Below are 23,885 nucleotides of genomic sequence, written 5' to 3'. Positions count from 1 at the left end.
ACCGAGCCGGGGACCGTTCATCGGGGCGGTCACCGGCACGCCCTTTCGACCACGCGGCTCCGCCAGGACCTGCCCGACCGTCTCAACCGACGCCATCCGGCGCCTCCGCCGAGGAGACGACAACTTCAAGGACTCAGCTCTCCGTGTCAGGCGAGAACCTCCGCGCGAGGGCACGGTGCCGGTCCGCGGCGAGCCTTCCCTGTTCAGGGCTGAGGGTCGATCCAGGCATGCGGCTCAAGCGCTCCGCCTCCTCCGCGAAGCGCAGGTGCTCGCGTCGCGCGTGCTCACGACAGGCGAGGCAGGTGACTCGATCCGGTCGCGGAGAGGTCATCGCGTACGGCACCCGCAGCCCGCACCCGGTGGCGACGAGGCTCGGCAGATCGCCGACCAGACCGAACGTGGACGCCATCAGGTTCCGGACAGCGGCATCCGCGTGGACCACCTTCGCCTCAACATGGATGTGCGGATCGTTCCCACCCATGGTTCCTCCCGGCCCGATCCCGGCAACTGGACTGACCGAGAGTGCTCCTGCCGGGCCGCACCTCGCAAGCCGAGTCCGGGTGCTTGCGAGGTGTGGCCGTTGGCTGTCCCAGCCGTCCGTGGGGCGGAATACTCTGTTGCCATGAGTGAGCGAGGGATGCAGGAGCTGGCGCTGCTGTTGCTGACGGCGTTGGCCAATGCGCCGCGGCACGGCTATGCCATTGCCCAGGAGGTCAAGGACATGACCGAGGGCCGGGTGGTGCCGCGTACCGGAGCACTGTACGGGGCCCTGGACAGACTCCTGGCGGAAGGGCTGATCCAGGTCGAGCGCGAGGAGGTGGTGGGCGGCCGGGCGCGGCGGATCTTCGCCCTGTCTCCTGCGGGGCGGGAGCGGCTGGAGGCGGAGGCCAAGCGCCTGGCCGCCACCGCTCGGGAGGTCAGGCGGCGGCTGGCCGACGGCGCGACGGCGCTGACGTGATCGATGTTCTGGTCCGCCTGTATCCGGCCGCCTACCGGGCTGCTTGCGGGCAGGAGATCGTCGATGTGCATCGGGAGATGACGACGGGCATGCCGTGGGCGGTGCGCCTGCGCGCGGACGCCGACCTGGCCGCGCACGCGCTGCGGGTGCGGATGAGGCTGGACTCGGCCTCGTCCGCGGGACAGTTGCTCGCCCTGGCCGCCCCGTTCGCGCTGGCGGCCGCCGCCGTGGACAGCGGGCTGCGGCTGACGCGCTGGTACGCCGGTCTTGTTCACTCGCCCGCCCCGGTGCGGGTGCAGCTCTCCACCATGGAGGGCCGGTGGACCCTGTACTTGCTGCTCTCCCTCCTGGTGTGCGTCGGCGCGATCATCGCCTTGACCGGCCGCTGGGTACTGGGCGTGGGCGTGGCCGCGTGCGGGCTGCTCGGGACGGCGGCGCAGTGGACCGTCACCCCGCACTTGTACGGCGACGGGGTGGACACTCCGGTCGCGGCGCTGCTGACGGTCGTGGTGGTCCTGGCCTGTCCTCCGGATCGACGTGGCGACAGACGGCTGTCCGCGGCCGCCGGAGCCATGGCCGCCGCGGCTTGGTTCCCCGTCGTCGTCGTGGACACCAGGGCCTTCGGCGTGACCACGGATTACGGCGCCTGGCCGATGCTGGTGCTCGCCTTCACGGGGGCAGCCCTCGCGCTGCGCGCTCGCAGCTCCGGGCTGCGCGAGATCGGCGCGATGGCGGTGGCCTCTCCGTCCCTGATCGCCTACGCCTACACGGACGCCTCGCTCGAACCGCTGCCCGTCCTCGGCATACTCCTCGCCCTTCCGGTCACCGTCCTGCTGACCGCGCTCTTCCACGCGGTGCGCCGCCAGCACTGACCTGGCGCTCGCTTCCTTTCGGCCGGTCGCCCCTCGCCGGGGCGGCCGGCTTCCTCATGCCGTCCCGGCTTCCTCACCGCTCCGTCCCAGCCTCCCCACCGCTCCGGCTCGGCTTCCGCACACCTCACAGCGCTTCATCGTTCGGTTGTCATAGTCCGTTGAAGTGAATACTCTCTCCAGTGTTCTATCCGTGAGTGCTGCCGGGTCAGCCCAGCCGCGCGCCCACGCACGCCCCTGCGCAGGGCGGGCATCCGCAGCGTGACGTGCAGTGATCCCGGCACTTCGCCCGAGCAGAGAAGATCGTCACGTTGCCGTTCACCCTGTCTCACCCCGCCGCGGTACTGCCGCTGCTGCGGCGGCCGTTCGTTCCGGCGGCTCTGGTCGCCGGCGCCGTGGCACCGGACGCCCCGTACTTCCTGACCACCGTCGGCATCTCCGCACGCAGCGCCCAGGACTGGTACGAGCCGCTGCTCAACGCCACCCAGACCCACTCCTCCGTCGGCGGCCTGCTGATCAGCCTGCCGTCCGCCCTCGGCCTGGTCGCCGCCTACCGGCTGCTGCGCGCTCCGCTCACGGCGCTGCTCCCGTCCGGCCTCCGCCTGCCCGAACCGGAGCGGACAGTCGGCCTTCCGGCCAAGGCCCGCCACACCGTGTGGCTGCTGGTCTCCGCCCTGATCGGCATCGCCTCCCACATGGCATGGGACTCCTTCACCCACGGCGACGGCTACCTGGTCACGCACGTGGAGCCGCTGCGCGCCTCGGCAATCGGCGGCTTGAGCGTCGCCCGGCTGCTCCAGTACACGAGCACCGTCATCGGCCTGGCGGCCCTGGGGCGGCACCTCTGGCGGCGCCGGGACCGACTGCGGCCCCGCGCCGGAACCGACTCCGTCGCCCGCCTGAGTCCCCTCACGCGGTGGGGTGCCGTGGTCCTGCTCGTTGCGGCTCCCGTGGTGGGCGGTGTCACGAACGCCGCAAGGGACTTCACCACCTACCGCTACGTGACCGAGGTCGACTACAGCCGCCCGACCACCGTCGACCTGGGCAACGGCGCGAGCGACACCAGCTACCCCACCGAAACGGTCCCGGCACCGTGGGGCACCCTCGCCGAAGGAGTGCTGACCGGAGTCGCCAGGAGGGCCTGTGCCTCACTGGCGGTCGCCCTGGTGCTGTACTGCGGCGCCTGGCACATCGGTGCCGTCTCACGCCGGGCGGCGAAGGCCTCGTCCAGCCGCGCTCGTTCGACCGGAGGGGCGCGCGGCATATGACCGCGCGCTGGCTGACCGTCCTTCCATCGCCCTCAGCAGGCCCCGGCACCTCCGGTCAGGGCTGCCCGTCCTTCACCTCTTCGCACGCCTCCGGCTTGGCCTTGTCGCCCTCCGGCCGGTCCTTCAGCGCGGCGACGCAGTCGTCGACACGGTCGTCGTACGAGGGCTGGTTCAGCCAGAGGATGAGGCCGGTGAGGCCTCCCGCGACGGCGACGACGCCGGTGGGGATGAGGACGGTTGAGCGGCGCATGGGTCCCCCCGAGGACGGTTGCAGGGCCCGGAGCGTAGCGGCGCGAGCACCGTGATCGGGCAGGAACGACGAAGGCTCACCGGGAGGACGCCCTGGTCACAATTCGCAGGCGTCGACGCCATCGCCAGGGCTAGCATGCGGGTTATGCGTGATTTCTTCACAGTTGATCAGAAGCAGTTGTCGTTTCTGGACTTCGGCGGTCCGGGGCGCCCGTTATTGGCGTTTCACGGGCACACCAGCGAGGCCTCGACATTCGCCCCGCTGGCTGAGGCGCTGGCTCCGCAGTGGCGAGTCATCGCCCTGGACCAGCGCGGGCACGGCGAGTCCGACCGAGCGCAGAGCTATCAACGAGCCGACTACGTCGCAGACATCGCAGCCTTCCATCGCCATCTGGGTCTCGGTCCGGTGCCGGTCCTCGGCCATTCGATGGGCGGCGTGAACGCCTTCCAATATGCCGCCCGGCACGCGGGCCAGGTCACCTCTTTGATCATCGAGGACATCGGCGCCGTCATGGACGCCGACTGGTCGATGGTCACATGGCTGCCCCTCCAACAACCGTCACGCGAGGCGCTGACCGCAGCGCTCGGCGAGTTGGCGCCCTACCTCGAGTGCACGTTCCGTGAATTCGACGACGGCTGGAGCTATTCGTTCGACATCGATGACACCGTGCGGTCCCACAAAGCCCTCAGCGGCACCTACTGGAACGACTGGGAATCCATTCCCTGCCCGACCCTGCTGATCCGGGGCGCGGACAGCGTCGTACTGGCGCGGGACCACGCCCGGGAAATGATCGCCCGCCGGGACGGCCAAGCCCAGCTGGTCGAACTTCCCGCCGGGCACGTCGTGCACGCCGACGCGCCCGAGGAGTTCGCCGCCACCGTGCGTACCTTCCTGGCCCAACTGCCCACGCCCTAGCGGAGACGAGTCTCAGCCGTCCTCCGCGGCCTGCGCGATCGCCGCCTTGAGCAGCTCCACCGTGGTGGCGGTCGTCGCGGCACGCGCCGCGTCCTGGTCCACGCGCTCGGCCTCCTCGAGGAGCACCACGGCGGCCTGGAGCACACCCACGTGCACCGGCACCGTACGCAGGGCGGCGAGCGAGGCCGCGGCCCGGTGCGTCGCGGACACGGAGTCGGCCTGGGGAATCAGCGCGAAGACGCCGCGCCCCAGCGCGCGGTCGCGGGAGGAAGGCATGTCCATCAGAGGATTCTCCCCCACCCGGCCCGGTCGATGACGGCTGATCAGGGGCTCGCCGCCAAAGCTCCCCGGACGGCCTAGGTCACCGCCGCCGCGGCCCCGTACAGGTGACACCGCCCGCGAACCATGCGCACCGCACGTACTGCCACGACCGGGTGATTCCTTGGTCAGAGCCATAGATTTCCATGCATAAGATCAGCTCCGTGACAGAAGGTCAGCACATGCCCGCCGTCGACGGCGCGGCTGACGTGGTGGTACTCGGTGCGGGGCCGGCCGGTCTGGTCCTCGCCAACCTGCTGCAGGCGCGCGGGATCGACTGCGTCGTGCTGGAGCGGGCCGACCGCGACAGCCTCCACGCGCGGGCACGGGCGGGGTTCCTGGCCGCCAACACCGTACGGATCCTGGAGCGGCACGGGTTGGCCGACCGGCTGCTCCGGCGCGGGCAGACCCACAGCACGTGCGAGTTCCGTACCGAGGACGGCCGGTTCCGCCTGGACTACAGCACGCTCGGGCAAGGGGAACCGCACACCGTCTACCCCCAACAGGACCTGGTGGACGACCTGCTGACGCACTATCTGGCGGCCGGGGGACGGATCCGTTTTGACACCGAAGCCGTGGCCGTGCTGGACGCGGACGGCGACGACCCGTCGGTGAGCGTGCGGGCGGCGGACGGACGGCCCGGGCGGTGGCGCGCACGGTACGTCGCCGCGTGCGACGGCCGCCACGGGGCGGGGCGGCGTGCCATGCCGGACCACGCGGTCCGCCACTTCCACCGCGACCACGGCGTCACGTGGCTGGGCGTACTCGCCGAGGCACCGCCCAGCCTCGACGCCGTCGGCTACGCGGTGCACGAGCGGGGCTTCGCCGGGCACATGGCACGCACCTCCGAGATCACGCGCTACTACGTGCAGTGCGAGCGCGGCACCCCGGCCGACGCCTGGTCGGAGGAACGGATCTGGGACGAGCTGGACCTGCGGATGCGGGCCAAGCAGTACGGGACGCTGCGCCGCGGCCGCATCGTGCAGCGCGGCATCGTCGACCTGGAGTCGGACGTGCTCGAACCGCTCCGGCACGGCGCGCTGTTCCTGGCAGGAGACGCCGCCAGCCTGATCAGCCCCTCCGCCGCCAAGGGCGCGAACCTCGCGGTCCTGGAGGCCGAGCTCCTCGCCCAGGCCCTGATCGACGACCTCACCCGCAAGGATCCCACCGGGGTCGAGAGCTACTCGGCCCGTTGCCTCAGCCACATCTGGCGTGCGCAGGAGTTCTCCCACTGGATGGTCGAGCTGCTGCACGGCGCGTCCGGCGGGGACGGCGACGCGCCCTTCCTCAACTCCATGCGGCGTTCCCGCATGGCCTCACTACGCACCTCGCGTAGCCAGCAGGACTGGTTCGCCGAGCGCTACGTCGGCGTTTGAGATCCCCCCACCGAACATTCCGGAATGAGGACGCCCCGTTGATCACGGCGTTGTCGGACGACACGTCGCGCCTGCGCGCGACCGTCGACTTTGTCACCCAGCAGGACAGCGAGTCCCTCCTGCCGCTCCTGCTGCCCGGGCTCGACGTCGCGGAGCTGCGCTCCCTGGTGAAGCGCTGTCGCTTCGCGCACGCGGCCCTGCTCGTCTTCCCCGCCCACGCCCGGGCGTTGGAGGCCACACTGGCCGAGTGCGGCCTGGTCGCCCAGGCGCCGCCCCAGCCGAGCGTGGTGGTACGGGAACGCCTGGCGCTGCGTCACCGTCGTACCGCCGACGACCTGGACGTCCGCATCCTCCGCCCGGTGGTGCTCGGCCGCGACGGGCAGCGCCGCACGGTCGAGGTGTTCGCCCTGACGGTGCCGCCGGGCTCCGATCTGGAGGAGGTCGCGGCGCTCGAACTCGCCCGGCACGACGAGGCACACGTGGCCTTCGAGGTGCTGGCCCCGGACCCGCTGGTGCTGCGCGGTCTGCGCTCGTCGTTCGCCCTGCACGGGGCGCTGCCGGACGGCGGCGGATACAACCCGCACGAGAACGGCACGGTGTTCTACTTCGCCACGCCCGCCGCGTCCAAGGCCGGCTACCGGCGCATCGAGCTGTACGCGCCCGGCGACCACCGCTGCCAACTGGCCGCGCACCTGGCCGAGTTCCGCAGTCAGCAGCCCGCCGAGACGATGCTGCGGCTGCTGACCGGGGCCTGGACGACGCAGGCGCTGACCGCGCTCGCCCAGTTGCGGGTGGCCGACGCGATGGACACCGACCACGCCGTGGACGCCGGGGCCCTGGCGAGCAAGGTGGACGCCGACCCGGACAGTCTGGCCGTGCTCCTGCGCTACCTCGCCACGTTCGGCGTCGTCACCCAGGACGCTCCCGACAGCTTCCGGCTCACCTCCCTCGGCGCGCTGCTGCGCGCGGAGACTTCGGGCTCGATGCGGCCCCTGGCCCTCATGTACGGCGGACCGTTCTACCAGTCCTTCGCCGCGCTCACGCACACGGTGCGCACCGGGCAGGTCGCCTTCGAGCACCTCTTCGGCGCCAACCACTTCGACCACTTCGCCGACGATCCCCAGCTCGCCGAGCTCTTCGACCAGTCCATGGCCGCGAACTGGCGCATGTTCGAGCCGCTGCCCACCCACCCGGTGCTCGCCGATGCGGCGCGCGGTACGCGCGGAGCCACCGTGGTCGACATCGCCGGCGGAAACGGCGAACTGCTCAGTCGCATCCTCGCCGCCCACCCGAACGTCGACGCCGTCCTGCTCGAACGCCCGCACGTCGTCGAGGCCGCCCGCCGCCGCCTCGGCACGGCCCGGTGCGGCTACGTGGCGGGGGACTTCGCGGACGTACCGGCGGGCGCGGACGTCTATCTCCTCTGCCGCGTGCTGCACGACTGGGAGGACGAGCGGTGCCGGGAGATCCTGCGGCACTGCGCCCGTGCCATGCCAGCCGACGCCGACCTGCTCATCGTGGAACGCCTGCTGCCCACCGACGACTCCCCCTCCCTGGCCACCGCCTGGGATCTCCACATGCGGTGCAACGTCGGCGGCCGCGAACGCACCGCCCAGCACTACGCCGAACTCCTCACCAGCGCGGGACTCACCTTGGTCGGACACCGGCCGCTGCCCCTTGACGGCCATGTGCTGCACGCCCGCAGGACCGTTCCGACACAGACCGCGCCCAGCACGGTCCGGTAGGCCCCACAGTGCGATGCCCGGTGGCGGGCCGACGGGAGCCCGCCACGCCCGGCCGTGGTCAGCCGGAGACCTCCCGGCCAGGGCTGACCCGCTCCGGAGCGCTCCGCCGGGTGCATCCCCACAGCACGAGTCCGAGACAGCTGAACCCGGCGCCCAGGGCGCAGACGGCGCCCCAGCCGGCCGCCGTGTAGAGGGAGGTCGCGGCGATGGCGCCCGTGGCGCTGCCGATGGAGTAGAAGACCATGTATCCGCCGATCAACCGGCTGCCCGCGTCGGGGTGCAGGGCGTAGATCAGGGTCTGGTTGGTGACATGGACCGCCTGTACGGCGAGGTCCAGGAGGATCACCCCTACGACCAGGGCCCACAGCGAGCTGCGGGTGAGGGCCAGGGGCAGCCAGGAGGCGGCGAGCAGGGCCAGGGCGATGCCGGTGGTCTGCTGGGAGCGGCCGCGGTCGTTCAGGCGGCCCGCCACGGTCGCGGCCAGGGCTCCGGCCACTCCGATGAGACCCAGCGCCCCGATCTCGCTGTGCGACATGGAGTACGGGGCCTCGCTGAGCGGCAGCGCGACGCTGCTCCACAGGGTGCTGAAGGAAGCGAAGATCAGCAGGCCGAACAGGGCCCGGAGCCGCAGCAGTCGTTCGCGCGCGAACAGGGTGATCGTGGAGCGCAGGAGTTCGCCGTAGCGCAGAGCGGTCGGCGCGGTGGCGCTGTGGCGCGGCAGCACGCGGTACAGGACCAGGGCGAGCAGCGCGGTGAGCGATGCCGAGGCGACGTAGACGGCACGCCAGCCGGCGAGGTCGGCGATGAGGCCGGACGCGGTGCGGGCGAGCAGGATTCCGGTGACCACGCCGCTGGTGACCAGGCCGACGACCCGGCCGCGCCCGGCGGCGGGTGCCAGTGAGGCCGCGAAGGCCACCAGCGTCTGTGTGACGACGGCGAGAAGCCCCGTCGCGGCCATGCCCGCGAGCAGGATCGCCGCCGTGGGGGCGGCGGCCACCACGGTCAGGGCCAGCATCAGGAGCAGCAGTTGGACGACGATGAGCCTTCTGCGGTCCACCATGTCGCCGAGCGGTACGAGGAAGAAGAGGCCCAGGCCGTATCCGACGTGGGTGAGGGTGACGACGCTGCCGACGAGTGCCGGGCTCATGCCGAGGTCGTGGCCGATGGTCACGAGGAGCGGCTGGGAGAAGTAGACGTTGGCCACCGCCGCTCCGCAGGCGACGGCGAACAGGATGACAACGCCGCGGGACAGAACGAACGCGGTCCCCTCTCCTACGGGCGACGCCTCGACGGACTCCTCCCTGATGGGCACTCCCCTGGCGGTCCCTTCCCCCGCTGCCCCGGCGCCTTCGGCCTCGGTCCGTCGTGTCGCAGCCTCGCAGTTTCCGGGCATCAGTACCCCTCCGCAATCTGGTTTCATCTTGCTACCACTGGCGATGGCGACGGTAAGCCCTTTTGGTAGCATGTTGCAACTAGCGCGAGAGCGCAGAGCGCTTGAGCACGTGTGTCAGAGAGCGAGGAACGCCATGGTGACCAGGACGCGCTTCGACGACAGCGAATGTCCCGTCGCCCGGTCCGTGGACGCGATCGGCGACTGGTGGTCCCTGCTGATCGTGCGGGACGCCTTCGACGGAAGCCGGCGCTTCGGCGAGTTCCAGCGCAGCCTCGGCGTGGCGAAGAACATCCTCACCGCGCGGCTGCGCACCCTGGTCGCCGGTGGCGTCCTCGAATCCGTCCCCGCCTCGGACGGCAGCGCCTACCGCGAGTACGTACTGACTCCGAAGGGCAAGTCCCTCTTCCCCGTCATCGTGGCCCTGCGGCAGTGGGGCGAGCAGAACTTCTTCACCGCCGGGGAGCCGCACTCACAGCTGCTCGACCGTCGCCGGGGAGAGCGGCTGCGGCCTCTGGAAGTGCTGTCCGCGGACGGGCGGCGGCTCGACCCCGACGACACCGCGGTCCACAAGGTCCCCTCCACGCAGTGAGCCTCGGCCCACGGGGGCGGCTCGCGGGGGCGGCTCGCGGGGGCGGCTCGCGGGAAATCCCGCCCCGCGCACCCTGTCGGTTCCTTTTCTTGATCAATAGGGTGGCCCCGCCACGCAGTTGTTCCCCTAAGGAGCCCCGTGTCCACTGCTCAGTCCATACCGGACATCCTCTCGGCCGAGTTCGCCGCCGACCCCTACCCCGTGTACCGCGCACTGCGGGAGCACGCCCCGCTCCTGTGGCACGAGCCCACCAAGAGCTATGTCGTCTCGCGCTACGAGGACGTGCAACGCGTCTTCAAGGACAAGGAGTCGGTGTTCACCACCGACAACTACGACTGGCAGCTGGAGCCGGTGCACGGCCGGACGATCCTCCAGCTCAGCGGGCGCGAGCACGCGGTGCGCCGGGCGCTCGTCGCCCCGGCCTTCCGGGGCAGCGAGCTCCAGGAGACGTTCCTGCCGGTGATCCGCCGCAACTCCCGCGAGCTCGTGGACGCCTTCCGGGACCGGGGCTCGGCGGACCTCGTGGCGGAGTACGCGACCCGATTCCCGGTGAACGTGATCGCGGACATGCTGGGCCTGGACAAGGCGGACCAACCACGGTTCCACGGCTGGTACACGAACGTGATCGCCTTCCTCGGCAACCTCGCGGGCGACCCCGAGGTCACGGCCGCCGGTGAGCGCACCCGCGTGGAGTTCGCCGAGTACATGCTGCCCGTGATCCAGCGGCGTCGCGAGGAGCCCGGGGACGACCTGCTCTCCCGGCTGTGCGCCGCGGAGGTCGACGGCGTCCGCATGAGCGACGAGGACATCAAGGCGTTCTGCAGCCTGCTGCTCGCGGCGGGCGGCGAGACTACGGACAAGGCGATCGCGAGCATCTTCGCGAACCTCCTCGCGCACCCCGAGCAGCTGGCCGCGGTGCGCGCCGACCGGTCCCTGATCGACCGGGCGTTCGCCGAGACGCTCCGCCACACTCCGCCGGTCCACATGATCATGCGGCAGACCGCGGCGGAGGTGGAGCTCGCCGGTGGCACCGTCCCGGCCGGGGCCACGATCACCTGCCTGATCGGCTCGGCCAACCGCGACGGCGAGCGCTACCGCGACCCGGACCGCTTCGACCTCTTCCGTGCCGACCTCAGCACCACGACCGCCTTCTCCGCGGCGGCCGACCACCTCGCCTTCGCCCTCGGCCGGCACTTCTGCGTGGGCGCGCTGCTGGCCCGCGCGGAGGTCGAGACCGGCGTCAACGACCTCCTCGACGCCCTGCCCGACCTGCGGTTCGCGGACGGCTTCGTCCCCGAGGAGCGCGGTGTCTTCACCCGGGGGCCGCAGTCGCTGCCGGTGGTCTTCACCCCGGTGACGCGCTGAGCGACGCCCGCACCGGTCACGGCGTTCCGCCCCTGCGGGCGGAACGCCGACGTGCTACTGGGCCACCGGCGTGAACTGCACGGGCAGGGCCGTCAGTCCGCGCATCCACACCGAAGGGCGCCAGGTGAGCACCGCCGGGTCGACGCCCAGGACCAGGTCCGGCAGGCGTTCCAGGAGCGTCTCGACGGCCGTACGGGCGATGACGTCGGCGAGCAGCGGGGCCGGGTAGGGGCAGCGGTGCTCGCCGTTGCTGAAGGACAGGTGCGCGGAGTTCTCCGAGCCGACGTGGGCGCCGGGCCACAGCTGCGGGTCGGAGTTGGCCGCGGCGAGGCCGAGGACCAGGCAGTCGCCCGCGCGGATCTGACGGCCGCCCAGCTGGGTGTCGCGCACCGCCCAGCGCCCGATGAAATTCTGCGTGGGGGTGTCGAGCCAGAGCACCTCGTTCAGGGCCTGGCCGACGCTGAGGCGGCCGCCGGATACGTTCAGGGCGAACCGCTCGTCGGTCAGGAGCAGCCGCAGCGTGTTGCAGATCCAGTTGGCGGTGGGCTGCTGCGCGGCGGCGATGATCGAGATCAGGTCCTGGACGATCTCCTCGTCGGTGAGCCCGGCCGGGTGCTCCAGCATCCGCGACGTGACGTCGGCGGCGGGCCGCTCGCGCCGCTCCTTGACCAGCTGGTGCACGCGCTCGCCCACCCGCCCGTACGCGGCGACCGGGTCGTCGCCCTCGGCGGTGTCGAGCGACATGCGCAGGTCCTCGACGAGGCCCTCGGTGTCGGCGGTGCCCGGCGGCATGCCGACCATGTGCACGGCGGCGCGCATGGCGAGCGGGTGGGTGTAGGCGCTCATCAGCTCGGCGGCGCCGCGGCCGGAGAACGAGGCGATCAGCTGGTCCGCGATGTGGACGCACTCGCGGCCCAGTTCGAACTGGTCGACGCCCTCGAGGGCCTCGGTGATCACACCGGCGCGGAGCCGGTGCTCGGCGCCTTCGGTGAACAGGACGGACGGCTGGTAGCCGACGAAGGGCAGCAGCGGCCAATCGGCGGGAATCCGGTCCCACTGGTTCCAGCGCCGCGAGTCGCGGGCGAACAGCTCGTCGTGCGCGGTGACGTAGCTGACCTCGGAGTAGCCGAGCACCAGCCAGGCGGGCACGTCGCCGTCGAGGAGGACGGGGGCGACGGAGCCGTACCGGCCGCGCAGGTCGCGGTAGAGCTCGAAGGGGGTCTGCTGGTACTCCAGGCCGCTGAGGGGCACCGCGTCGCCGTGTGCGGGGCAGCCGGGCGGCGGGGTGCCGGGCGCCGCCGGTCCGGTGGCTTCGGTCATGCTGTCAGTTCCCGTTCCCGTGCCAGGTGGTGGAGGTGGTCGACGAGGGTGATGAGCACGTCCTTGCCGGACGAGCGGACCCGGGCGTCGCAGTCGACGAGGGGGACGTGCGCGGGCAGCGCGAGGGCGGTGCGGATCTCGTCCAGGGAGTGGTAGGCGTGCTCGCCGTCGAAGCGGTTCACGGCGACGACGAAGGGCGTGCCGTGGTGTTCGAGCCGGTCGATGGCGTACCAGGAGTCGTCCATCCTGCGGGTGTCGACGAGCACCACCGCCCCGAGCGTGCCGGAGAAGAGGCGGTCCCACAGGAACCAGAAGCGCTTCTGTCCCGGCGCGCCGAACATATAGAGCACGAGGCGGTCGTTGAGGCTGATGCGGCCGAAGTCGAAGGCCACGGTGGTGGTGGTCTTGGCCGACTCCGTCGGCACCGGGTCGACGTCCTCCCCGGCCCGCGTCATCACCTCCTCGGTGTTGAGCGGGCGGATCTCGCTGACCGAGCGGACCAGGGTGGTCTTGCCGACCCCGAAGCCGCCCACCACGACGATCTTCAGGCCGGACTCGGCCGTGTCGCGCAGCGGTGTCCGGGCCTCGGGCGGCAGCTCAGAGGTTGCGGAGCCCATGGAGCACCTCCGTGAGAAGAGCGGAATCGGGCAGCGCGGCGGACTTCGCCACGCGCGGGTGTCGGGCGGTGATGCGGCCGGTGGCCTGTAGGTCCTCCAGGAGGATGCGGACGACCGTGATGGGCAGCGACAGCTCGGCGGCGATCTCGACGACGGCCGTCGGGTGACGGCACAGCTCCAGGATGCGTACGTGCTCCGACTGCTGGCCCGTGGCCGGCTCGCACTCGGCCACGATCAGGGTCACCAGGTCGAACGCGCCGCCGTCGGCGCGGCTGCGGCCTCCGGTGATGGTGTACAGCCGGTCCGGGTCGCCCACGTCGACGGGCCGCCGGCTCATGACGCGGCGTTCGTGTGGCCCTGGCCGCGCGGTTCGGCGCTCAGGTGCTCCCCGATCTGCGCCACGAGCTGGCTCATCTGGTTGCCGACGACGCCGGGGTCGGCGTCCTCGTCGGCGATCACGGCGAGGTGCGCGCCCTGGCCCGCCTCGACGACGAACAGCAGGCCGCCGTGGAACTCCGTCATGGAGTGCCGTACGCCGCCCGTGCCGTCCCCGAACTCCATCGACGCGCCCTGGGCGAGCGCCTGCATGCCGGAGCAGATCGCGGAGAGCTGGTCCGCCTGGTCCAGGGTCAGGCCGGGGCTCCAGCACAGCTTCAGGCCGTCCCGGGAGAGGACGAGGGCGTGCCGGGTGCCGGGGGTGCCGTCGAGCAGGCTCTCCAGGAGCCAGTTCAGGCTGTTGTCGGTGGTCGTCATCGTGTGTCGGGGCCGTCACCGGGGGGGTGCGAACGCCCGTGCCTCCCTTTCGGTGTGCGGGGCGGGGGTCGAGAAACGGTCCTCGCGGTCCTGCGGAGCGGGCCGGTCCGCGAGGGGGGCGGGCGGCTACTCGGCCCGCGGCGGCCGTGGGTTTTCGCCCGTGTCGTCGGTGGCGGCCCGGCGGGCGCGGTGGAACGCGCCGAACCGGTCACCGATGCTCTGCGGGGAGCGCAGCCGTTCGTCCTGCGGCGCGCCGTCGGGGCCGGTCGGCACGGCGTCGGGGGCGGTCTGCCGTTCGGCGTCGCGCCGTTCGGTGGTGTGCCGGTCGTTCGCGGCGTGCGCGGCGGCCATCGTGCGGCCGGGGCGTCGCACGGGCAGGCCGCCCGGGGTGGCCTGCGCGGCGTCGGGCGCTTCGGGGCCGTCCGCCATGCCGTCCGTGGTGGCCTTCTCCGGGGAGGCCGGGGAAACCCGGGTCGGCAGGGAGGCGGGGCGGGCCGCCTCGGTCGTCTCCGGCGCGCTGTCCTGACGGGGCGCCGGGACGGCGGGGGCCTCGGCGGCGGGAGCCTCGACGGCGGGGTTCTCGATGGTGGGAGCCACTGCCGTACGGGCGCTGTCCGGCTGGGGCTGCTGTGCCAGGAGCTGCGGGGGCAGCAGGATGACGACGCCGGTGCCGCCGCGCGAGGAGGGGCGGAAGTTCACGCTGACGCCGTACTTGACGGCCAGTCGGCCCACGACGGCGAGCCCGAGCCGGGTGCCCTGGAGGAGCGCGAGGTCGGCGGCCTGCCCGGACACCGACTCCTTGGCGCGGCGCAGCGCCGCCTCGGACATGCGCAGACCGCTGTCCTCGATCGTGACGACGACGCCGGTGCGCGACTCCTCCACGTAGACGTGGACTTCGTCGGTGGGCGGCGAGAAGTTCGCGGCGTTGTCCATCAGTTCGGCCAGCAGGTGCATGACGCCTTCGGCGGCGAAGCCGACCACGGCCGCCTTGGTGGAGCTGTGCAGTCGTACCCGCTGATAGGCGGCGATGCGGCCGACGGCGCCGCGCAGGATGCTCTCCATGACGATCGGCTTGTTCCAGGCGCGGCTGGAGCGGCCGCCCATCAGGAGCGCGAGCCGGTCGGTCATCAGGCCGAGCTGCGACGTGCTGTGGTCGAGCCTGAGCAGGTCGCCGAAGACGTCCTCGCCGTGCCGGTCCTGCATCTCGCGCAGGTCGGCGAGCATGCTCACGGACTTGGCCTGCACCCGGCTCAGGGCCTTCGCGCTCGCGGTCTGGGCGGCGGCCGCGCGCCGCTCGCTCAGGGCGAGTTCCCGCACGGCGGCCTCGGTGAGGTCGCGCAGGGAGGGGTCGGCGGGCCAGGTCACGCCGGCGAGGGTCCGGTCCACCGAGGCGCCGCCGCGCAGCGCGCCGACGACCGCGGGGAGGGTCTCGGTGGCGAGCAGCCGTACGTCGTCGGTCAGCCGGGCCAGGTCACCGGCCGTGTGGTGCTGGGCCGCCGTCACGGTGGCGGCGCGCCGCTCCGCTTCGGCGAGGACGGTCACGCAGACGTTCAGGAGCTCGCGGTACGCCGGTTCGGCGGGGGGCCGGATCTGGTGCAGGGCGTCCTGCGGTCCCGCGCCCTCGTGCAGGGACCGCGCCACGGTCGGCAGGGTCACCTGGGACATGTGGATCACCTCGGCGCCCCGGGCGCCCAACTGCGTCTGGGCGGCGGTCAGCTGGCTCTCCAGCTGCGCGGCGTGCGCCCGGAGCCGGGCCGCGCCCGCGCGCCCCGTCCAGACGACGACGGCCAGGAGCAGCCAGCCGACCACGGCCACGGCGGCCACCCAGCCGCGGGCGGCCGACGGCGCGAGCCCCGCGGCCGCGGCTCCCGCCACGGCGGCCGCCCCCAGCAGGAGCAGCGGCAGCGAGGACGCCGCTCGCGGAGTGCCGGCTATGCCGGACGGACGCCCATCAGCGGACAAAGTCATTCCGTGACCCCTCGGTCTCGGCACGGGGATGCAGGCTGTCGGCCCGCCCTCACATCGGTGCCGTCGCGAAGGAGGCCCGCTCGGGGCCACGGCCCTCTGACGGCTGCGCATGGTCATGCTAATCGCAAGATCGTGTGGTGGTGGCAAGCACCATGAACCGGAGGCTCCGCATCACGGCCTTCGTCGTGAAAGAGGCCTTCAGCGCCGGGCATGTGCTATAGGGATCACTCCCGAGGTTCGACGCACAACTCACCCCACACCATCGGACCGAACGTTTCTGCGGTCCGTCAGATGCCGCCCCTCTGCGCCCCGTAGGCAAACATCCGAGTTCAAGTCCGGACCAGTGAGCGATTATTTTCAGCCACTCATGACGAGCGGCTGGCCGCACCCGGCAGCGGTTCGAGCCATTGGCATGGACAGCACCAGCGAACTGCCGTGCGGCGCGAGACGATTGCCATGCCACTGTCATCGATCGACCAGGCAAGCGGAAGCGGAAGGGAACCACCATGCGCATCACGAGACCCCTGTCCGTCGCCATCGCGGCCTCCGCGGCCGTGGCGTTGAGTGCCGCTGTCGCACCAGCGGCGGACACCTACGGAAGCCACTCCCGCACGGCGGCGGCCGAAGCGGCACCGCAAGCAGCCGCCGCCCCTCTCGGCATCGGAAGGCAGATCCACCCCCGGATCGACACCGGCATCTACTCCGGCCCCGGCCTCAGCACCCCGAGGATCGGAACGGCGTGGGCGGGCGACAACGTGGCCGGTATCTGCCAGGTTTTCGACAACAACGGCAAGCGGCTGGTCCTCGGCATCGAACGCCCCGGACGCAACGGCGTTCAATGGGCCAACACCGCCGGTTACATCTGGGACGACGACATCCGCGAACCCACCGGTGACCTGCCGTCGTGCAACGGCTACGGGCAGGGCGTCCACCCCAGGATCGACACGGCCATGTACTCCGGCCCCGGCCTGAGCACCCCGCGGATCGGGACCGCCTGGGCGGGCGACGACGTGGCCGGTGTCTGCAAGATCAACGACAACAACGGCAAACGCCTGGTCCTCGGCATCGAGCGGCCCGGACGCAACGGGGTCCAGTGGGCCAACACCGCCGGCTACATCTGGGACCTCGACATCGTCGAGTACACGGGCGGCCTGGAGGACTGCGGCGTGGTGTAACCACCGACAGCCAGCCTCGCTGCTGCCGGTACCGGCAGCGTCCGGCGCTCGATGCGGCTGTCATGAGTAGGCGTACTCAGGCGCGTCCCCTTCCCCGCGCGCCATACTCACCGCGTCAAGACGGAACAACGGGAGGGACACACGTGAAGAGCGCAGTGAAGGCCATAACGCCGTTATTCGTGGCGGCTGTTGGGGTGCTGGGGGCAGGGGCGTCGCCCGCCGCGGCGGCAGACGTACTCCTTCCCCACCCCGGCCCCGACGGGCTGGTGTGGGTGCCGGAGTCGACGGGGGACGGCGGAGTCGTGTCCGGAGGCGTGTCGGAGAGGCTCCCGACCGTGCTCACCGTGGCCTGCGAGGGCGGCGGCAGCGCGGCGGTGACGATGGAGGGACAGGACGACGTGCAGGTGGCCGAGTTCACGGTCAACTGCCCCAAGGGCAGCACGGGCGTGGGCTCGGCCTCCTTGGACCCCGGCGTGGTGCCGCGGGGATCCTTCTCCGTGGCGGTCGACACCTCGACGCAGGACATCCGCTGGTCCCTGACGGTGACTCAGCCCGAGTAACCCTCTCCTGCCCCTGCCCGTGCGGGCCGCGCTCCGTGTGTGGTGCGGGGCCCGCACGAGGCCCGGACAGGTCTGCCCTCCCCCTCCTCATGCCCCTCTGACCAGGGCTGACGTAAGAGAACGTCATGTCAGTGGCCGTGTCAGGGGTGTGACAGACGGGTGTCAGCGCCGGTGGGCATGGTGAGGGACATGAAGAGTTCAGCGATCGCGGCTTCGGGGCTGCGCAGAGTGCACGACGTACTGGCACGGCACGTGGAGTCCGGGAGGATTCCCGGGCTCGTGGCCCTGGTCAGCCGGGGCGGTGAGACGCACGTCGAGGCGATGGGGACGATGCGTCACGACGGTGGCGCGCCGATGCGCCGGGACACGATCTTCCGGATGGCCTCGACGTCCAAGCCGGTCGGGGTCGCGGCGGCGATGATCCTGCTCGACGAGTGCAGGCTGCGCCTCGACGATCCGGTGGAGCCGTGGCTGCCGGAACTCGCCGACCGGCGCGTGCTGAAGCGGGTCGACGGACCGCTGGACGACACCGTGCCCGCGCACCGGCCGATCACCGTGAGGGACGTACTGACCTGTACGTTCGGGCTCGGGATGGATCTGACGTCGCTGGGCCTCCCGATCCAGTCCGCGATGCAGGAACTGAATCTCACCGGCCATGCGGAGCCGCTGCCCGAGCCGGACGAGTGGATGCGCCGCCTCGGCACGCTGCCGCTGATGTTCCAGCCCGGGGAGCGGTGGGGGTACCACATCGGCTCCGACCTGCTGGGCGTGCTCGTCGCGAGGGTCACGGGCCAGTCGTACGAGGAGTTCCTGCGCGAGCGCGTCTTCGGTCCGCTGGGGATGGAGGACACCGGTTTCCACGTGCCTCCCAGCGAGATCGACCGGCTGCCGCCCAGCTACGCGCCCGATCCGCAGAGCGGGAAGTTCCTCGTGTGGGACGAGGCGGCGGGCGGCAGGTTCAGCCGACCGCCGGAGTTCCAGGCGGGCGGCGGTGCGCTGGTCTCGACCGTGGACGACTTCCACGCGTACTTCCAGATGCTGCTGCACCACGGGAAGCACGGGACCGAACGGATCCTGTCCCGGTCCGCCGTCGAGCTGATGACCACCAACCGCCTCACCCCCGAGCAGCAGGCCGCGCGCGAGGCCATGGCCAACAACACCCAGGCGTCGTACGGCCTCGGGCGCCACGGCGGCTGGGGCTTCGGGATGGCGGTGCGCACCTACCGCGGCGACTACGCGTCCGTGGGCCAGTTCGGCTGGGACGGCGGCACCGGCACCACGGCCTACGCCGACCCGGACAAGCAGCTCGTCGGCATCCTGCTCACCCAGACCGGAATGAGCACGGCGGATTCACCGCGGCTCATCCACGACTTCTGGACCACGCTCTACCAGGCGATCGACGACTGATGCCGAGCCCTCGCCGCATTCACCGTTCATCCGTATTCACCGTTCATCCGTGGCGTTCGCCGCGCTGAGTCGCATCCGCCGCATTCATTTGAAGGAGCACACCACCATGTCCGTCACCCTGACCCTTACCGACCAGGACAAGCACACCCTGCGGACCGGCGCGTACGGTGCCGTCTCGCTGTTGGCCGCCGCCGGTGCCGCCGGTTCGCCGCACAGGATCGCCACCAACGGCTCCCTCGCCCTGGCGTCCGCGACCGGCCCGATCGGACACGTGCTCGCCGCGAAGTCGAAGATCACGAACCTGCGCGGCAAGTCCGTGGCCGAACTCGCCGACCTCGTGCTGCCCGCCCTGACCGGAGCCATGAGCCTGCTGAAGAAGCAGGACCCGGCAGAGGCCGTCAACTACCGCGGCACCGTCCTCGTGGCCCTCGAAGCGGCCGCCCGCGCCCACCGGGGCGAGGCCGGTCCTCCACTGGCCGAGATGACCCGCAAGATCACTGAAGCCCTCGACGCGGCCTGACGCGGCGGTGGACCCCGGCCTGTCGGGACAGCCCTGCCCCGCTCGCGTTCAGCGCAGGCGGCGCAAGAAGACGTCGGCCGCGGTGTTGGTGTCGCCGGGCACGAGGTTTCCGGCCGGGGAGTCGAAGACGACCGCACTGCCGTCCTCAGTGACGCCGGTCCGCCGCCCCGGTGCGGTGTCCTCGTGCCCGAGGTCGCTGTCGTCGACGCTGACGACGGTGACCTGGCCGGTCCTCATGTCCTTCAGGAAGACGTCCTCGCTGCTGTCGCCGTCGTCGCCGGGGGCGAGGTTGGAGGCGGCGGAGGTGAACGCCGCGTAGCGCCCGTCGCGGCTCAGGGAGACCGCGTCGCTGTTCCCGTTGGCGGGTGTGCCGTCGGAGGTGGCGCTGACCAGTCGCATGCGCTTGGTCTCGCGGTCGTAGAGGAAGACGTTGTGCTGGCTCGTCGGGGCCGGTCCCTCGGGGCGGAGCACCCCGGAGGCCGAGGTGAACGCCACGTAGCGGGCGTCACCGCTGAGGGCGGCGCCCCAGGACGGGGTCTTGCGGTTGTAGCCGTGCGGGACGCTGACGAGTTCCGTGGTGTGCTTCTCGCGGTCGCGCAGGAAGATGTCGGTCGCGGAGGAGTGGTCCTCCACGTCGGTCAGGCCGGAGGCGTTCGAGGTGAAGGCGAGGTAACGACCGCCCGTGCCGCCCGCGAACGCGGGGGCGAACGCGTCGCCTTCGCCGTGCTTGCCGTCGTTGCCGAGCTGCGCCAGTTCCGTGGTCTTCTTCTTGCGGTCGTAGAGGAAGACGTCGTCCCGCTTGTTCGCGTCCCCCGTCACCAGGTCCTCGGCACCTGAGGCGTACGCGACGTAGCGGCCGTCGCCGCTGACCGCGGGGTCGTACGTCAGCTGGCCGCGCAGTCCGTCGTAGGTCGCGCCCGTGGGGCTGATCCGCTCGGTCCTGCCGGTACGACGGTCGTGCAGGAAGACGTCGTCGAGGTCGTTGGGGTCGCCGCGGACGAGGTCGTCGGCGGTGGAGGTGAAGACCACGTGCCGTCCGTCGGGGCTGATCGAGACTTCCCGTACGACGCCGTGGCTCGCCTTGCCGTTGCTCTGGACGCTGACGCGTTCCGTCTTTCCGGTGCGCAGGTCACGGACGAAGGCGTCGGGCGTGCCGTTGGTGTCGTTCTCGACCAGGTTCCGGGACGCCGAGACGAAGGCGACGTACCGGCCGTCGGCGCTGATGGCGGGGCCGGTGGAAGCCGCGTTGCCCTGGGCGCCCGTCGGGCCGACGCTCAACCGCTCGGTGTGCGGGGCAGAAGGAGGAGCGGCGGAGGCACCCGGTGGTGACAGCACGGCCATGGCGCAGAGGGCGGCGAGCGCGGCGCCGGCGGCTGTCACGCGCTGATGAACGGGCATCCGGTTCCTCCTGTGTCGACGGCGGTCCAGTCGTGCTGTCCGGGCCCGCTCGGGGAGTGGCGCATATCTTTCGTTTCCCGCGCGCCTTTCTCCTCGGCGTTTCGGCCCCGGTCGGTACGAGTCGTCAGTACGAGCAGTCAGTACGGGCAATCGGTACGAGCAATCGGTACGGGCAATCGGTCGGCGAAGGCCAAGTGGTCACGCCGGACGCCCCGGTCGCCCGGCTCCTGCGGCGATCGGCCGTGGCGTGGCCAAGCGCACCGTAGGCGAGCGAACACGGAGAAGTCCCGGGGGTCAATGTGTCGCGTGCCCTCCACGGTGCGGATGCGTCGGTTGCATCAGCGGGATGGGAGCGTTGCGGCGGGCTTTTGTGCCGTCCTCACGCGGAATGGGCAACCATCGGCGCCGATTCGGCAGCCGTGCCTCCTTGCGGAATCCGTGCGCGGCGCGGCGGGTCAAAGGCCGCCCGATCCGGCCAATCGCCGCCTGGTCCGAAGGGAACCGTCTAGCCGCGGATGTTCACATCGATGCAGGCGTAGAAGGCATTCTCCGTGTCGGCGATGTTCCAGACCGCCAGGACCTTCTGCTGGCCTCGGATGCTGCCGAAATTGACGTGGTGGCGTACGAACTGGGGCGGTTGGGCGCCACCCTGGTCGAACTCGGCGACCTTTTGGGAACCCACGAAGTACTGCCAGGTGGTCGTGCTGTGCTGCGCGGTCAACTGCCAGGTGAACTGCGTCGACTTGGCGATGCTGTGGACGGTCCAGCCCTTTCTGTCGTCGTCCAGGTCGGCGAACTGGGCATTGCCGCCACTGCAGCTCTTGAGGCCTTTGGGCCCTTCCACGGCATCGGGCTCCCACTTGATGGGGCCGCACTCCACGCTCCCGTTGAAGCACTGGTCCTGTCGGCTGGCGGGGGCGGTCACCCAGCCGTGCGCTTGGGCGGGACCGGCCGGGAGACTCACGGCGATGAGCGGCGCGAGGGCCAGGACGAGGGCGGCGGCCGAGCTCTTTTTCGCGGACATGACAACTCCTTCCGTCATTAGTCCGGACCATAGCGCGCGGCGGTTCACGGTCAAGAGCCATGGGGCGGAAGTGGCCAGGGATGCCTCCACGCCGACCCACCGGCCCACCGGTCCACCCGGCCCACCCCGCAGCCCCGCAGCCCCGCAGCCCCGCAGCCCGAACGGGCCTGCCCGGCCGACCAGTTCTCCCCCGTCCCCATTGCACGGAGCCGTGCCACGAAAGATCATGGCCGCCATGGTGCGACCGAGGCAGCTCATCGAGTGCGGAGACTTCGTCCTGCGACGCTGGCGGGGGCAGAGCGATTTCGCTCCGGCGTTCCGGTTGATCGAGGAGTCCGTGGAGCATCTGCGGCCCTGGGAACCGTGGGTGGAGGGGCACAGCGAGGAGAACACCCGGAGCTTCCTCGCGAAGGACGAGGCGAAGTGGGCGAGCGGCGACGTGTACAACTACGCCATAGCCCAGGGCGACACGCTCGTCGGCATGTGCCAGTCCTACCGCGCGCCCGAGCCCCAGGGCCGGCGCATGGGGTACTGGCTGCACCCGGCCGCCACCGGCCGGGGCATCGCCACGCGGGCGGCAGCGGCCCTGGTCACCGAGCTGTTCACCCTGCCGGGCGTGGCGTATCTGGAGATCGTGCACGACCTGGCCAACACCTCAAGTGCCGGTGTACCCCGCCGCTTGGGCTTCACCGAGGTCCGCCGCGAGCAGGCGCCATGCCCCACGACTCCCGCGGGCACGGGGATCGGCGTCGTCTGGCGCCTGGACCGGCCCGCCCCGCCGCGCGGCCCAGTCGATCATGGTTGGTAGCCTCCCCCGATGACTGCGACGTTCAACGACTCCGTACGCGCACGGCTGCGCGCTCCCCTCATCTGGTACGTCGGCACCGTGTTCGCCGATGGAGCTCCGCAGGTCAGCCCGATGTGGGTGGACCTGGTGGGAGAGAACGAGCTGATGTTCAACACCTCGGTGGGCCGGGTGAAGGAGGAGAACCTGCGCCGCGACCCCCGCGTCTACCTCTCGCACGCGGATGCCGCGGACCCCTTCGACCGGGTGCAGATCAGCGGGGTGGTGGACCGCTTCGTCGAGGGCGACGAGGCGCACGGCCACATGGACCGCCTGGCCCAGAAGTACCTGGGCAGCGAACGCTTCGAGTGGCTCATGCCCGGGGAGCAGCGGGTCGCGGTGATCGTGCGCCCCACCAAGGTCCGGCACATCGTCGGGGTGGAGCGCTTCCGGCCCGGTGGGCCCGTCCCGGCTTCCTGACCTGGGGCGTGTGCCGTGCCACCGCGCGCCGTCGGGCCCGTGTCAGCGGGAGGGTGCGATTCCCCAGGCGGCGGCCCGCGCGGCGGCGGCCGCGCGGTTGGGGAGGTCCAGCTTGGCGAGGATGTGCTCGATGTGGGTGCCCACGGTGCGCGGCGTGATGTAGAGCCGCTCGGCGATCTCGCGGTTGGTGCGGCCCGTGGTCAGTTCGGCGAGGACCTGGAGCTCGCGGGGCGAGAGTCCCCCGGGCCGCGCGTCGGCCGCGGGGGCCTGCTCGGGCGGCGGGTCCGCCTGGGGGGCGACCGCCGCGGCGAGGGACTCGGTGAGCAGGGTGACCACGGCGCGCGCCGGGTCGGGCGCGCGCCGCGGCCGCCGGGTGCTGACGTTCAGCATGCCGACGTACCGGCCGTCGGCGGCGAACAGGCACTGGGCCACGCCGTCCTCGATGCCGAGGGGGGACAGCACTTCCTGGAAGCCGAGGGACGCGGCCAGGAGCTGCCCCGGGACGTCCCTCAGCCAGAGGCCGCCCCGCTCCGGGCTGCGGAGCACGGGGAACACCGGGTCCCGGTGGAGGCGGTTCTCGATGTAGGCCGTGGCGTCGTCCGGGTAGCTCCCGGCCAGGGTGGTGTGGCGCCGGTGCAGCGGATCCCACCGGGTCAGCGAGGCGTGGTCGTACTCCACCACCTCCGCCAGCGCCGTCAGGACCGGGCCGAGGCCGGTCGCGCCGTGCGCGGCGCTCCGTGCGGCCTCGCGGACGTGGACGGCCGCGTCCAGGATGTCCGCCGTGCTCCGCTGCGCTGCCATCCCCCAAGGATGATCATGTGCCTGGAATACGT

At 71.5% G+C, this 23,885-nt stretch carries 25 protein-coding genes; 14 read left to right on the top strand and 11 right to left on the bottom strand.

Annotated features, from left to right (window positions below):
• The first annotated feature begins 622 nt into the window (after window positions 1-622).
• From IG74_RS0112465 to IG74_RS0112455, 3 genes are all read left to right on the top strand, one after another.
• Complete coding sequence (locus tag IG74_RS0112465) at window positions 623-958, top strand: PadR family transcriptional regulator (protein WP_030674410.1); 336 nt, start codon at window positions 623-625, stop codon at window positions 956-958.
• Window positions 955-1,830 carry a hypothetical protein gene (locus IG74_RS0112460; protein ID WP_158857589.1) on the top strand — a complete coding sequence of 292 codons (876 nt, stop codon included), beginning with the start codon at window positions 955-957 and terminating at the stop codon, window positions 1,828-1,830. The genes IG74_RS0112465 and IG74_RS0112460 overlap by 4 nt, the downstream gene beginning before the upstream one ends.
• Before the next feature lie 308 nt (window positions 1,831-2,138).
• A complete protein-coding gene (locus tag IG74_RS0112455; RefSeq protein WP_199818822.1) occupies window positions 2,139-3,095 on the top strand; it encodes a DUF4184 family protein in 957 nt (318 codons plus the stop codon).
• Window positions 3,096-3,150: 55 nt separating this feature from the next.
• On the opposite strand, the gene IG74_RS0112450 is transcribed toward IG74_RS0112455, so the two are convergent.
• Window positions 3,151-3,345, bottom strand: a complete 195-nt coding sequence (locus tag IG74_RS0112450) for a hypothetical protein (RefSeq protein WP_030674401.1) — start codon at window positions 3,343-3,345, stop codon at window positions 3,151-3,153.
• A 144-nt stretch (window positions 3,346-3,489) separates the two neighbouring features.
• Between IG74_RS0112450 and IG74_RS0112445 the strand changes: the two genes are divergently transcribed.
• Window positions 3,490-4,260, top strand: coding sequence for an alpha/beta fold hydrolase (locus tag IG74_RS0112445; protein ID WP_234334316.1), 771 nt, complete (start codon window positions 3,490-3,492; stop codon window positions 4,258-4,260).
• A 12-nt stretch (window positions 4,261-4,272) separates the two neighbouring features.
• Here the strand turns inward: IG74_RS0112445 and IG74_RS0112440 are convergent, their stop codons facing one another.
• Complete coding sequence (locus IG74_RS0112440) at window positions 4,273-4,542, bottom strand: hypothetical protein (protein WP_030674397.1); 270 nt, start codon at window positions 4,540-4,542, stop codon at window positions 4,273-4,275.
• 218 nt (window positions 4,543-4,760) lie between these two features.
• Here IG74_RS0112440 and IG74_RS0112435 point away from each other — a divergent pair, with 218 nt between their 5' ends.
• Entirely contained in the window at window positions 4,761-5,954 is a 1,194-nt protein-coding gene (locus IG74_RS0112435) for a 4-hydroxybenzoate 3-monooxygenase (RefSeq protein WP_030674396.1), read from the top strand.
• Window positions 5,955-5,992: 38 nt separating this feature from the next.
• Complete coding sequence (locus IG74_RS0112430; RefSeq protein WP_030674395.1) at window positions 5,993-7,699, top strand: methyltransferase; 1,707 nt, start codon at window positions 5,993-5,995, stop codon at window positions 7,697-7,699.
• A 58-nt stretch (window positions 7,700-7,757) separates the two neighbouring features.
• Here IG74_RS0112430 and IG74_RS0112425 read toward each other — a convergent pair whose 3' ends face one another.
• Window positions 7,758-9,092 carry an MFS transporter gene (locus tag IG74_RS0112425; RefSeq protein WP_030674394.1) on the bottom strand — a complete coding sequence of 445 codons (1,335 nt, stop codon included), beginning with the start codon at window positions 9,090-9,092 and terminating at the stop codon, window positions 7,758-7,760.
• Window positions 9,093-9,225: 133 nt separating this feature from the next.
• Here IG74_RS0112425 and IG74_RS0112420 point away from each other — a divergent pair, with 133 nt between their 5' ends.
• Entirely contained in the window at window positions 9,226-9,681 is a 456-nt protein-coding gene (locus tag IG74_RS0112420) for a winged helix-turn-helix transcriptional regulator (RefSeq protein WP_030674393.1), read from the top strand.
• A 138-nt stretch (window positions 9,682-9,819) separates the two neighbouring features.
• Entirely contained in the window at window positions 9,820-11,046 is a 1,227-nt protein-coding gene (locus IG74_RS0112415; protein WP_030674392.1) for a cytochrome P450, read from the top strand.
• Between the two features lie 54 nt (window positions 11,047-11,100).
• Here the strand turns inward: IG74_RS0112415 and IG74_RS0112410 are convergent, their stop codons facing one another.
• The 5 genes from IG74_RS0112410 to IG74_RS0112390 form a co-directional block, all read right to left on the bottom strand.
• Entirely contained in the window at window positions 11,101-12,366 is a 1,266-nt protein-coding gene (locus tag IG74_RS0112410; RefSeq protein ID WP_030674391.1) for a cytochrome P450, read from the bottom strand.
• Window positions 12,363-12,983 (bottom strand): GTP-binding protein, encoded by a 621-nt coding sequence (locus IG74_RS0112405; RefSeq protein WP_030674390.1) that lies wholly within the window; start codon window positions 12,981-12,983, stop codon window positions 12,363-12,365. Before IG74_RS0112405 ends, IG74_RS0112410 begins: the two co-directional genes overlap by 4 nt.
• A complete protein-coding gene (locus IG74_RS0112400; RefSeq protein ID WP_030674385.1) occupies window positions 12,964-13,320 on the bottom strand; it encodes a DUF742 domain-containing protein in 357 nt (118 codons plus the stop codon). The genes IG74_RS0112405 and IG74_RS0112400 overlap by 20 nt, the downstream gene beginning before the upstream one ends.
• Window positions 13,317-13,736 carry a roadblock/LC7 domain-containing protein gene (locus IG74_RS0112395; RefSeq protein ID WP_030674382.1) on the bottom strand — a complete coding sequence of 140 codons (420 nt, stop codon included), beginning with the start codon at window positions 13,734-13,736 and terminating at the stop codon, window positions 13,317-13,319. The genes IG74_RS0112400 and IG74_RS0112395 overlap by 4 nt, the downstream gene beginning before the upstream one ends.
• 126 nt (window positions 13,737-13,862) lie before the next feature.
• Complete coding sequence (locus IG74_RS0112390; RefSeq protein ID WP_030674378.1) at window positions 13,863-15,704, bottom strand: sensor histidine kinase; 1,842 nt, start codon at window positions 15,702-15,704, stop codon at window positions 13,863-13,865.
• Between the two features lie 506 nt (window positions 15,705-16,210).
• Here IG74_RS0112390 and IG74_RS0112385 point away from each other — a divergent pair.
• From IG74_RS0112385 to IG74_RS0112370, 4 genes are all read left to right on the top strand, one after another.
• Window positions 16,211-16,879 carry a hypothetical protein gene (locus IG74_RS0112385; protein ID WP_051854822.1) on the top strand — a complete coding sequence of 223 codons (669 nt, stop codon included), beginning with the start codon at window positions 16,211-16,213 and terminating at the stop codon, window positions 16,877-16,879.
• 314 nt (window positions 16,880-17,193) lie between these two features.
• Entirely contained in the window at window positions 17,194-17,439 is a 246-nt protein-coding gene (locus IG74_RS53405; protein WP_234334315.1) for a hypothetical protein, read from the top strand.
• Between the two features lie 189 nt (window positions 17,440-17,628).
• On the top strand, window positions 17,629-18,846 hold the full coding sequence (locus IG74_RS0112375; RefSeq protein ID WP_030674362.1) for a serine hydrolase domain-containing protein: 1,218 nt from the start codon (window positions 17,629-17,631) through the stop codon (window positions 18,844-18,846).
• 106 nt (window positions 18,847-18,952) lie between these two features.
• Complete coding sequence (locus tag IG74_RS0112370; protein WP_030674359.1) at window positions 18,953-19,366, top strand: hypothetical protein; 414 nt, start codon at window positions 18,953-18,955, stop codon at window positions 19,364-19,366.
• A gap of 48 nt (window positions 19,367-19,414) precedes the next feature.
• On the opposite strand, the gene IG74_RS0112365 is transcribed toward IG74_RS0112370, so the two are convergent.
• Window positions 19,415-20,764 (bottom strand): TolB family protein, encoded by a 1,350-nt coding sequence (locus IG74_RS0112365; RefSeq protein ID WP_107058926.1) that lies wholly within the window; start codon window positions 20,762-20,764, stop codon window positions 19,415-19,417.
• Window positions 20,765-21,269: 505 nt separating this feature from the next.
• Window positions 21,270-21,788: a lytic polysaccharide monooxygenase auxiliary activity family 9 protein gene (locus IG74_RS0112360; RefSeq protein ID WP_030674353.1), complete on the bottom strand. Its 519-nt coding sequence runs from the start codon at window positions 21,786-21,788 to the stop codon at window positions 21,270-21,272.
• Window positions 21,789-22,023: 235 nt separating this feature from the next.
• Between IG74_RS0112360 and IG74_RS0112355 the strand changes: the two genes are divergently transcribed.
• Complete coding sequence (locus tag IG74_RS0112355; protein ID WP_051854834.1) at window positions 22,024-22,596, top strand: GNAT family N-acetyltransferase; 573 nt, start codon at window positions 22,024-22,026, stop codon at window positions 22,594-22,596.
• Window positions 22,597-22,605: 9 nt separating this feature from the next.
• A complete protein-coding gene (locus tag IG74_RS0112350; protein ID WP_030674347.1) occupies window positions 22,606-23,052 on the top strand; it encodes a TIGR03618 family F420-dependent PPOX class oxidoreductase in 447 nt (148 codons plus the stop codon).
• Between the two features lie 42 nt (window positions 23,053-23,094).
• On the opposite strand, the gene IG74_RS0112345 is transcribed toward IG74_RS0112350, so the two are convergent.
• Entirely contained in the window at window positions 23,095-23,853 is a 759-nt protein-coding gene (locus IG74_RS0112345; protein ID WP_030674344.1) for a helix-turn-helix transcriptional regulator, read from the bottom strand.
• Window positions 23,854-23,885 lie beyond the last annotated feature (32 nt).

Source organism: Streptomyces sp. NRRL B-1347, assembly GCF_000720325.1.
GTDB lineage: Bacteria > Actinomycetota > Actinomycetes > Streptomycetales > Streptomycetaceae > Streptomyces.
Note: the sequence above shows the minus strand (reverse complement) of the source record. Positions and strands in the feature narration are given on the sequence as shown.

Coding starts and splice junctions, on each gene's coding strand:
- IG74_RS0112465 (WP_030674410.1), top strand. CDS start 623: ATGAGTGAGCGAGGGATGCAGGAGCTGGCGCTGCTGTTGCTGACGGCG.
- IG74_RS0112450 (WP_030674401.1), bottom strand. CDS start 3,345: ATGCGCCGCTCAACCGTCCTCATCCCCACCGGCGTCGTCGCCGTCGCG.
- IG74_RS0112445 (WP_234334316.1), top strand. CDS start 3,490: ATGCGTGATTTCTTCACAGTTGATCAGAAGCAGTTGTCGTTTCTGGAC.
- IG74_RS0112440 (WP_030674397.1), bottom strand. CDS start 4,542: ATGGACATGCCTTCCTCCCGCGACCGCGCGCTGGGGCGCGGCGTCTTC.
- IG74_RS0112435 (WP_030674396.1), top strand. CDS start 4,761: ATGCCCGCCGTCGACGGCGCGGCTGACGTGGTGGTACTCGGTGCGGGG.
- IG74_RS0112425 (WP_030674394.1), bottom strand. CDS start 9,092: ATGCCCGGAAACTGCGAGGCTGCGACACGACGGACCGAGGCCGAAGGC.
- IG74_RS0112420 (WP_030674393.1), top strand. CDS start 9,226: ATGGTGACCAGGACGCGCTTCGACGACAGCGAATGTCCCGTCGCCCGG.
- IG74_RS0112410 (WP_030674391.1), bottom strand. CDS start 12,366: ATGACCGAAGCCACCGGACCGGCGGCGCCCGGCACCCCGCCGCCCGGC.
- IG74_RS0112405 (WP_030674390.1), bottom strand. CDS start 12,983: ATGGGCTCCGCAACCTCTGAGCTGCCGCCCGAGGCCCGGACACCGCTG.
- IG74_RS0112400 (WP_030674385.1), bottom strand. CDS start 13,320: ATGAGCCGGCGGCCCGTCGACGTGGGCGACCCGGACCGGCTGTACACC.
- IG74_RS0112395 (WP_030674382.1), bottom strand. CDS start 13,736: ATGACGACCACCGACAACAGCCTGAACTGGCTCCTGGAGAGCCTGCTC.
- IG74_RS0112390 (WP_030674378.1), bottom strand. CDS start 15,704: ATGACTTTGTCCGCTGATGGGCGTCCGTCCGGCATAGCCGGCACTCCG.
- IG74_RS0112385 (WP_051854822.1), top strand. CDS start 16,211: ATGCGCATCACGAGACCCCTGTCCGTCGCCATCGCGGCCTCCGCGGCC.
- IG74_RS0112375 (WP_030674362.1), top strand. CDS start 17,629: ATGAAGAGTTCAGCGATCGCGGCTTCGGGGCTGCGCAGAGTGCACGAC.
- IG74_RS0112370 (WP_030674359.1), top strand. CDS start 18,953: ATGTCCGTCACCCTGACCCTTACCGACCAGGACAAGCACACCCTGCGG.
- IG74_RS0112365 (WP_107058926.1), bottom strand. CDS start 20,764: ATGCCCGTTCATCAGCGCGTGACAGCCGCCGGCGCCGCGCTCGCCGCC.
- IG74_RS0112360 (WP_030674353.1), bottom strand. CDS start 21,788: ATGTCCGCGAAAAAGAGCTCGGCCGCCGCCCTCGTCCTGGCCCTCGCG.
- IG74_RS0112355 (WP_051854834.1), top strand. CDS start 22,024: ATGGTGCGACCGAGGCAGCTCATCGAGTGCGGAGACTTCGTCCTGCGA.
- IG74_RS0112350 (WP_030674347.1), top strand. CDS start 22,606: ATGACTGCGACGTTCAACGACTCCGTACGCGCACGGCTGCGCGCTCCC.
- IG74_RS0112345 (WP_030674344.1), bottom strand. CDS start 23,853: ATGGCAGCGCAGCGGAGCACGGCGGACATCCTGGACGCGGCCGTCCAC.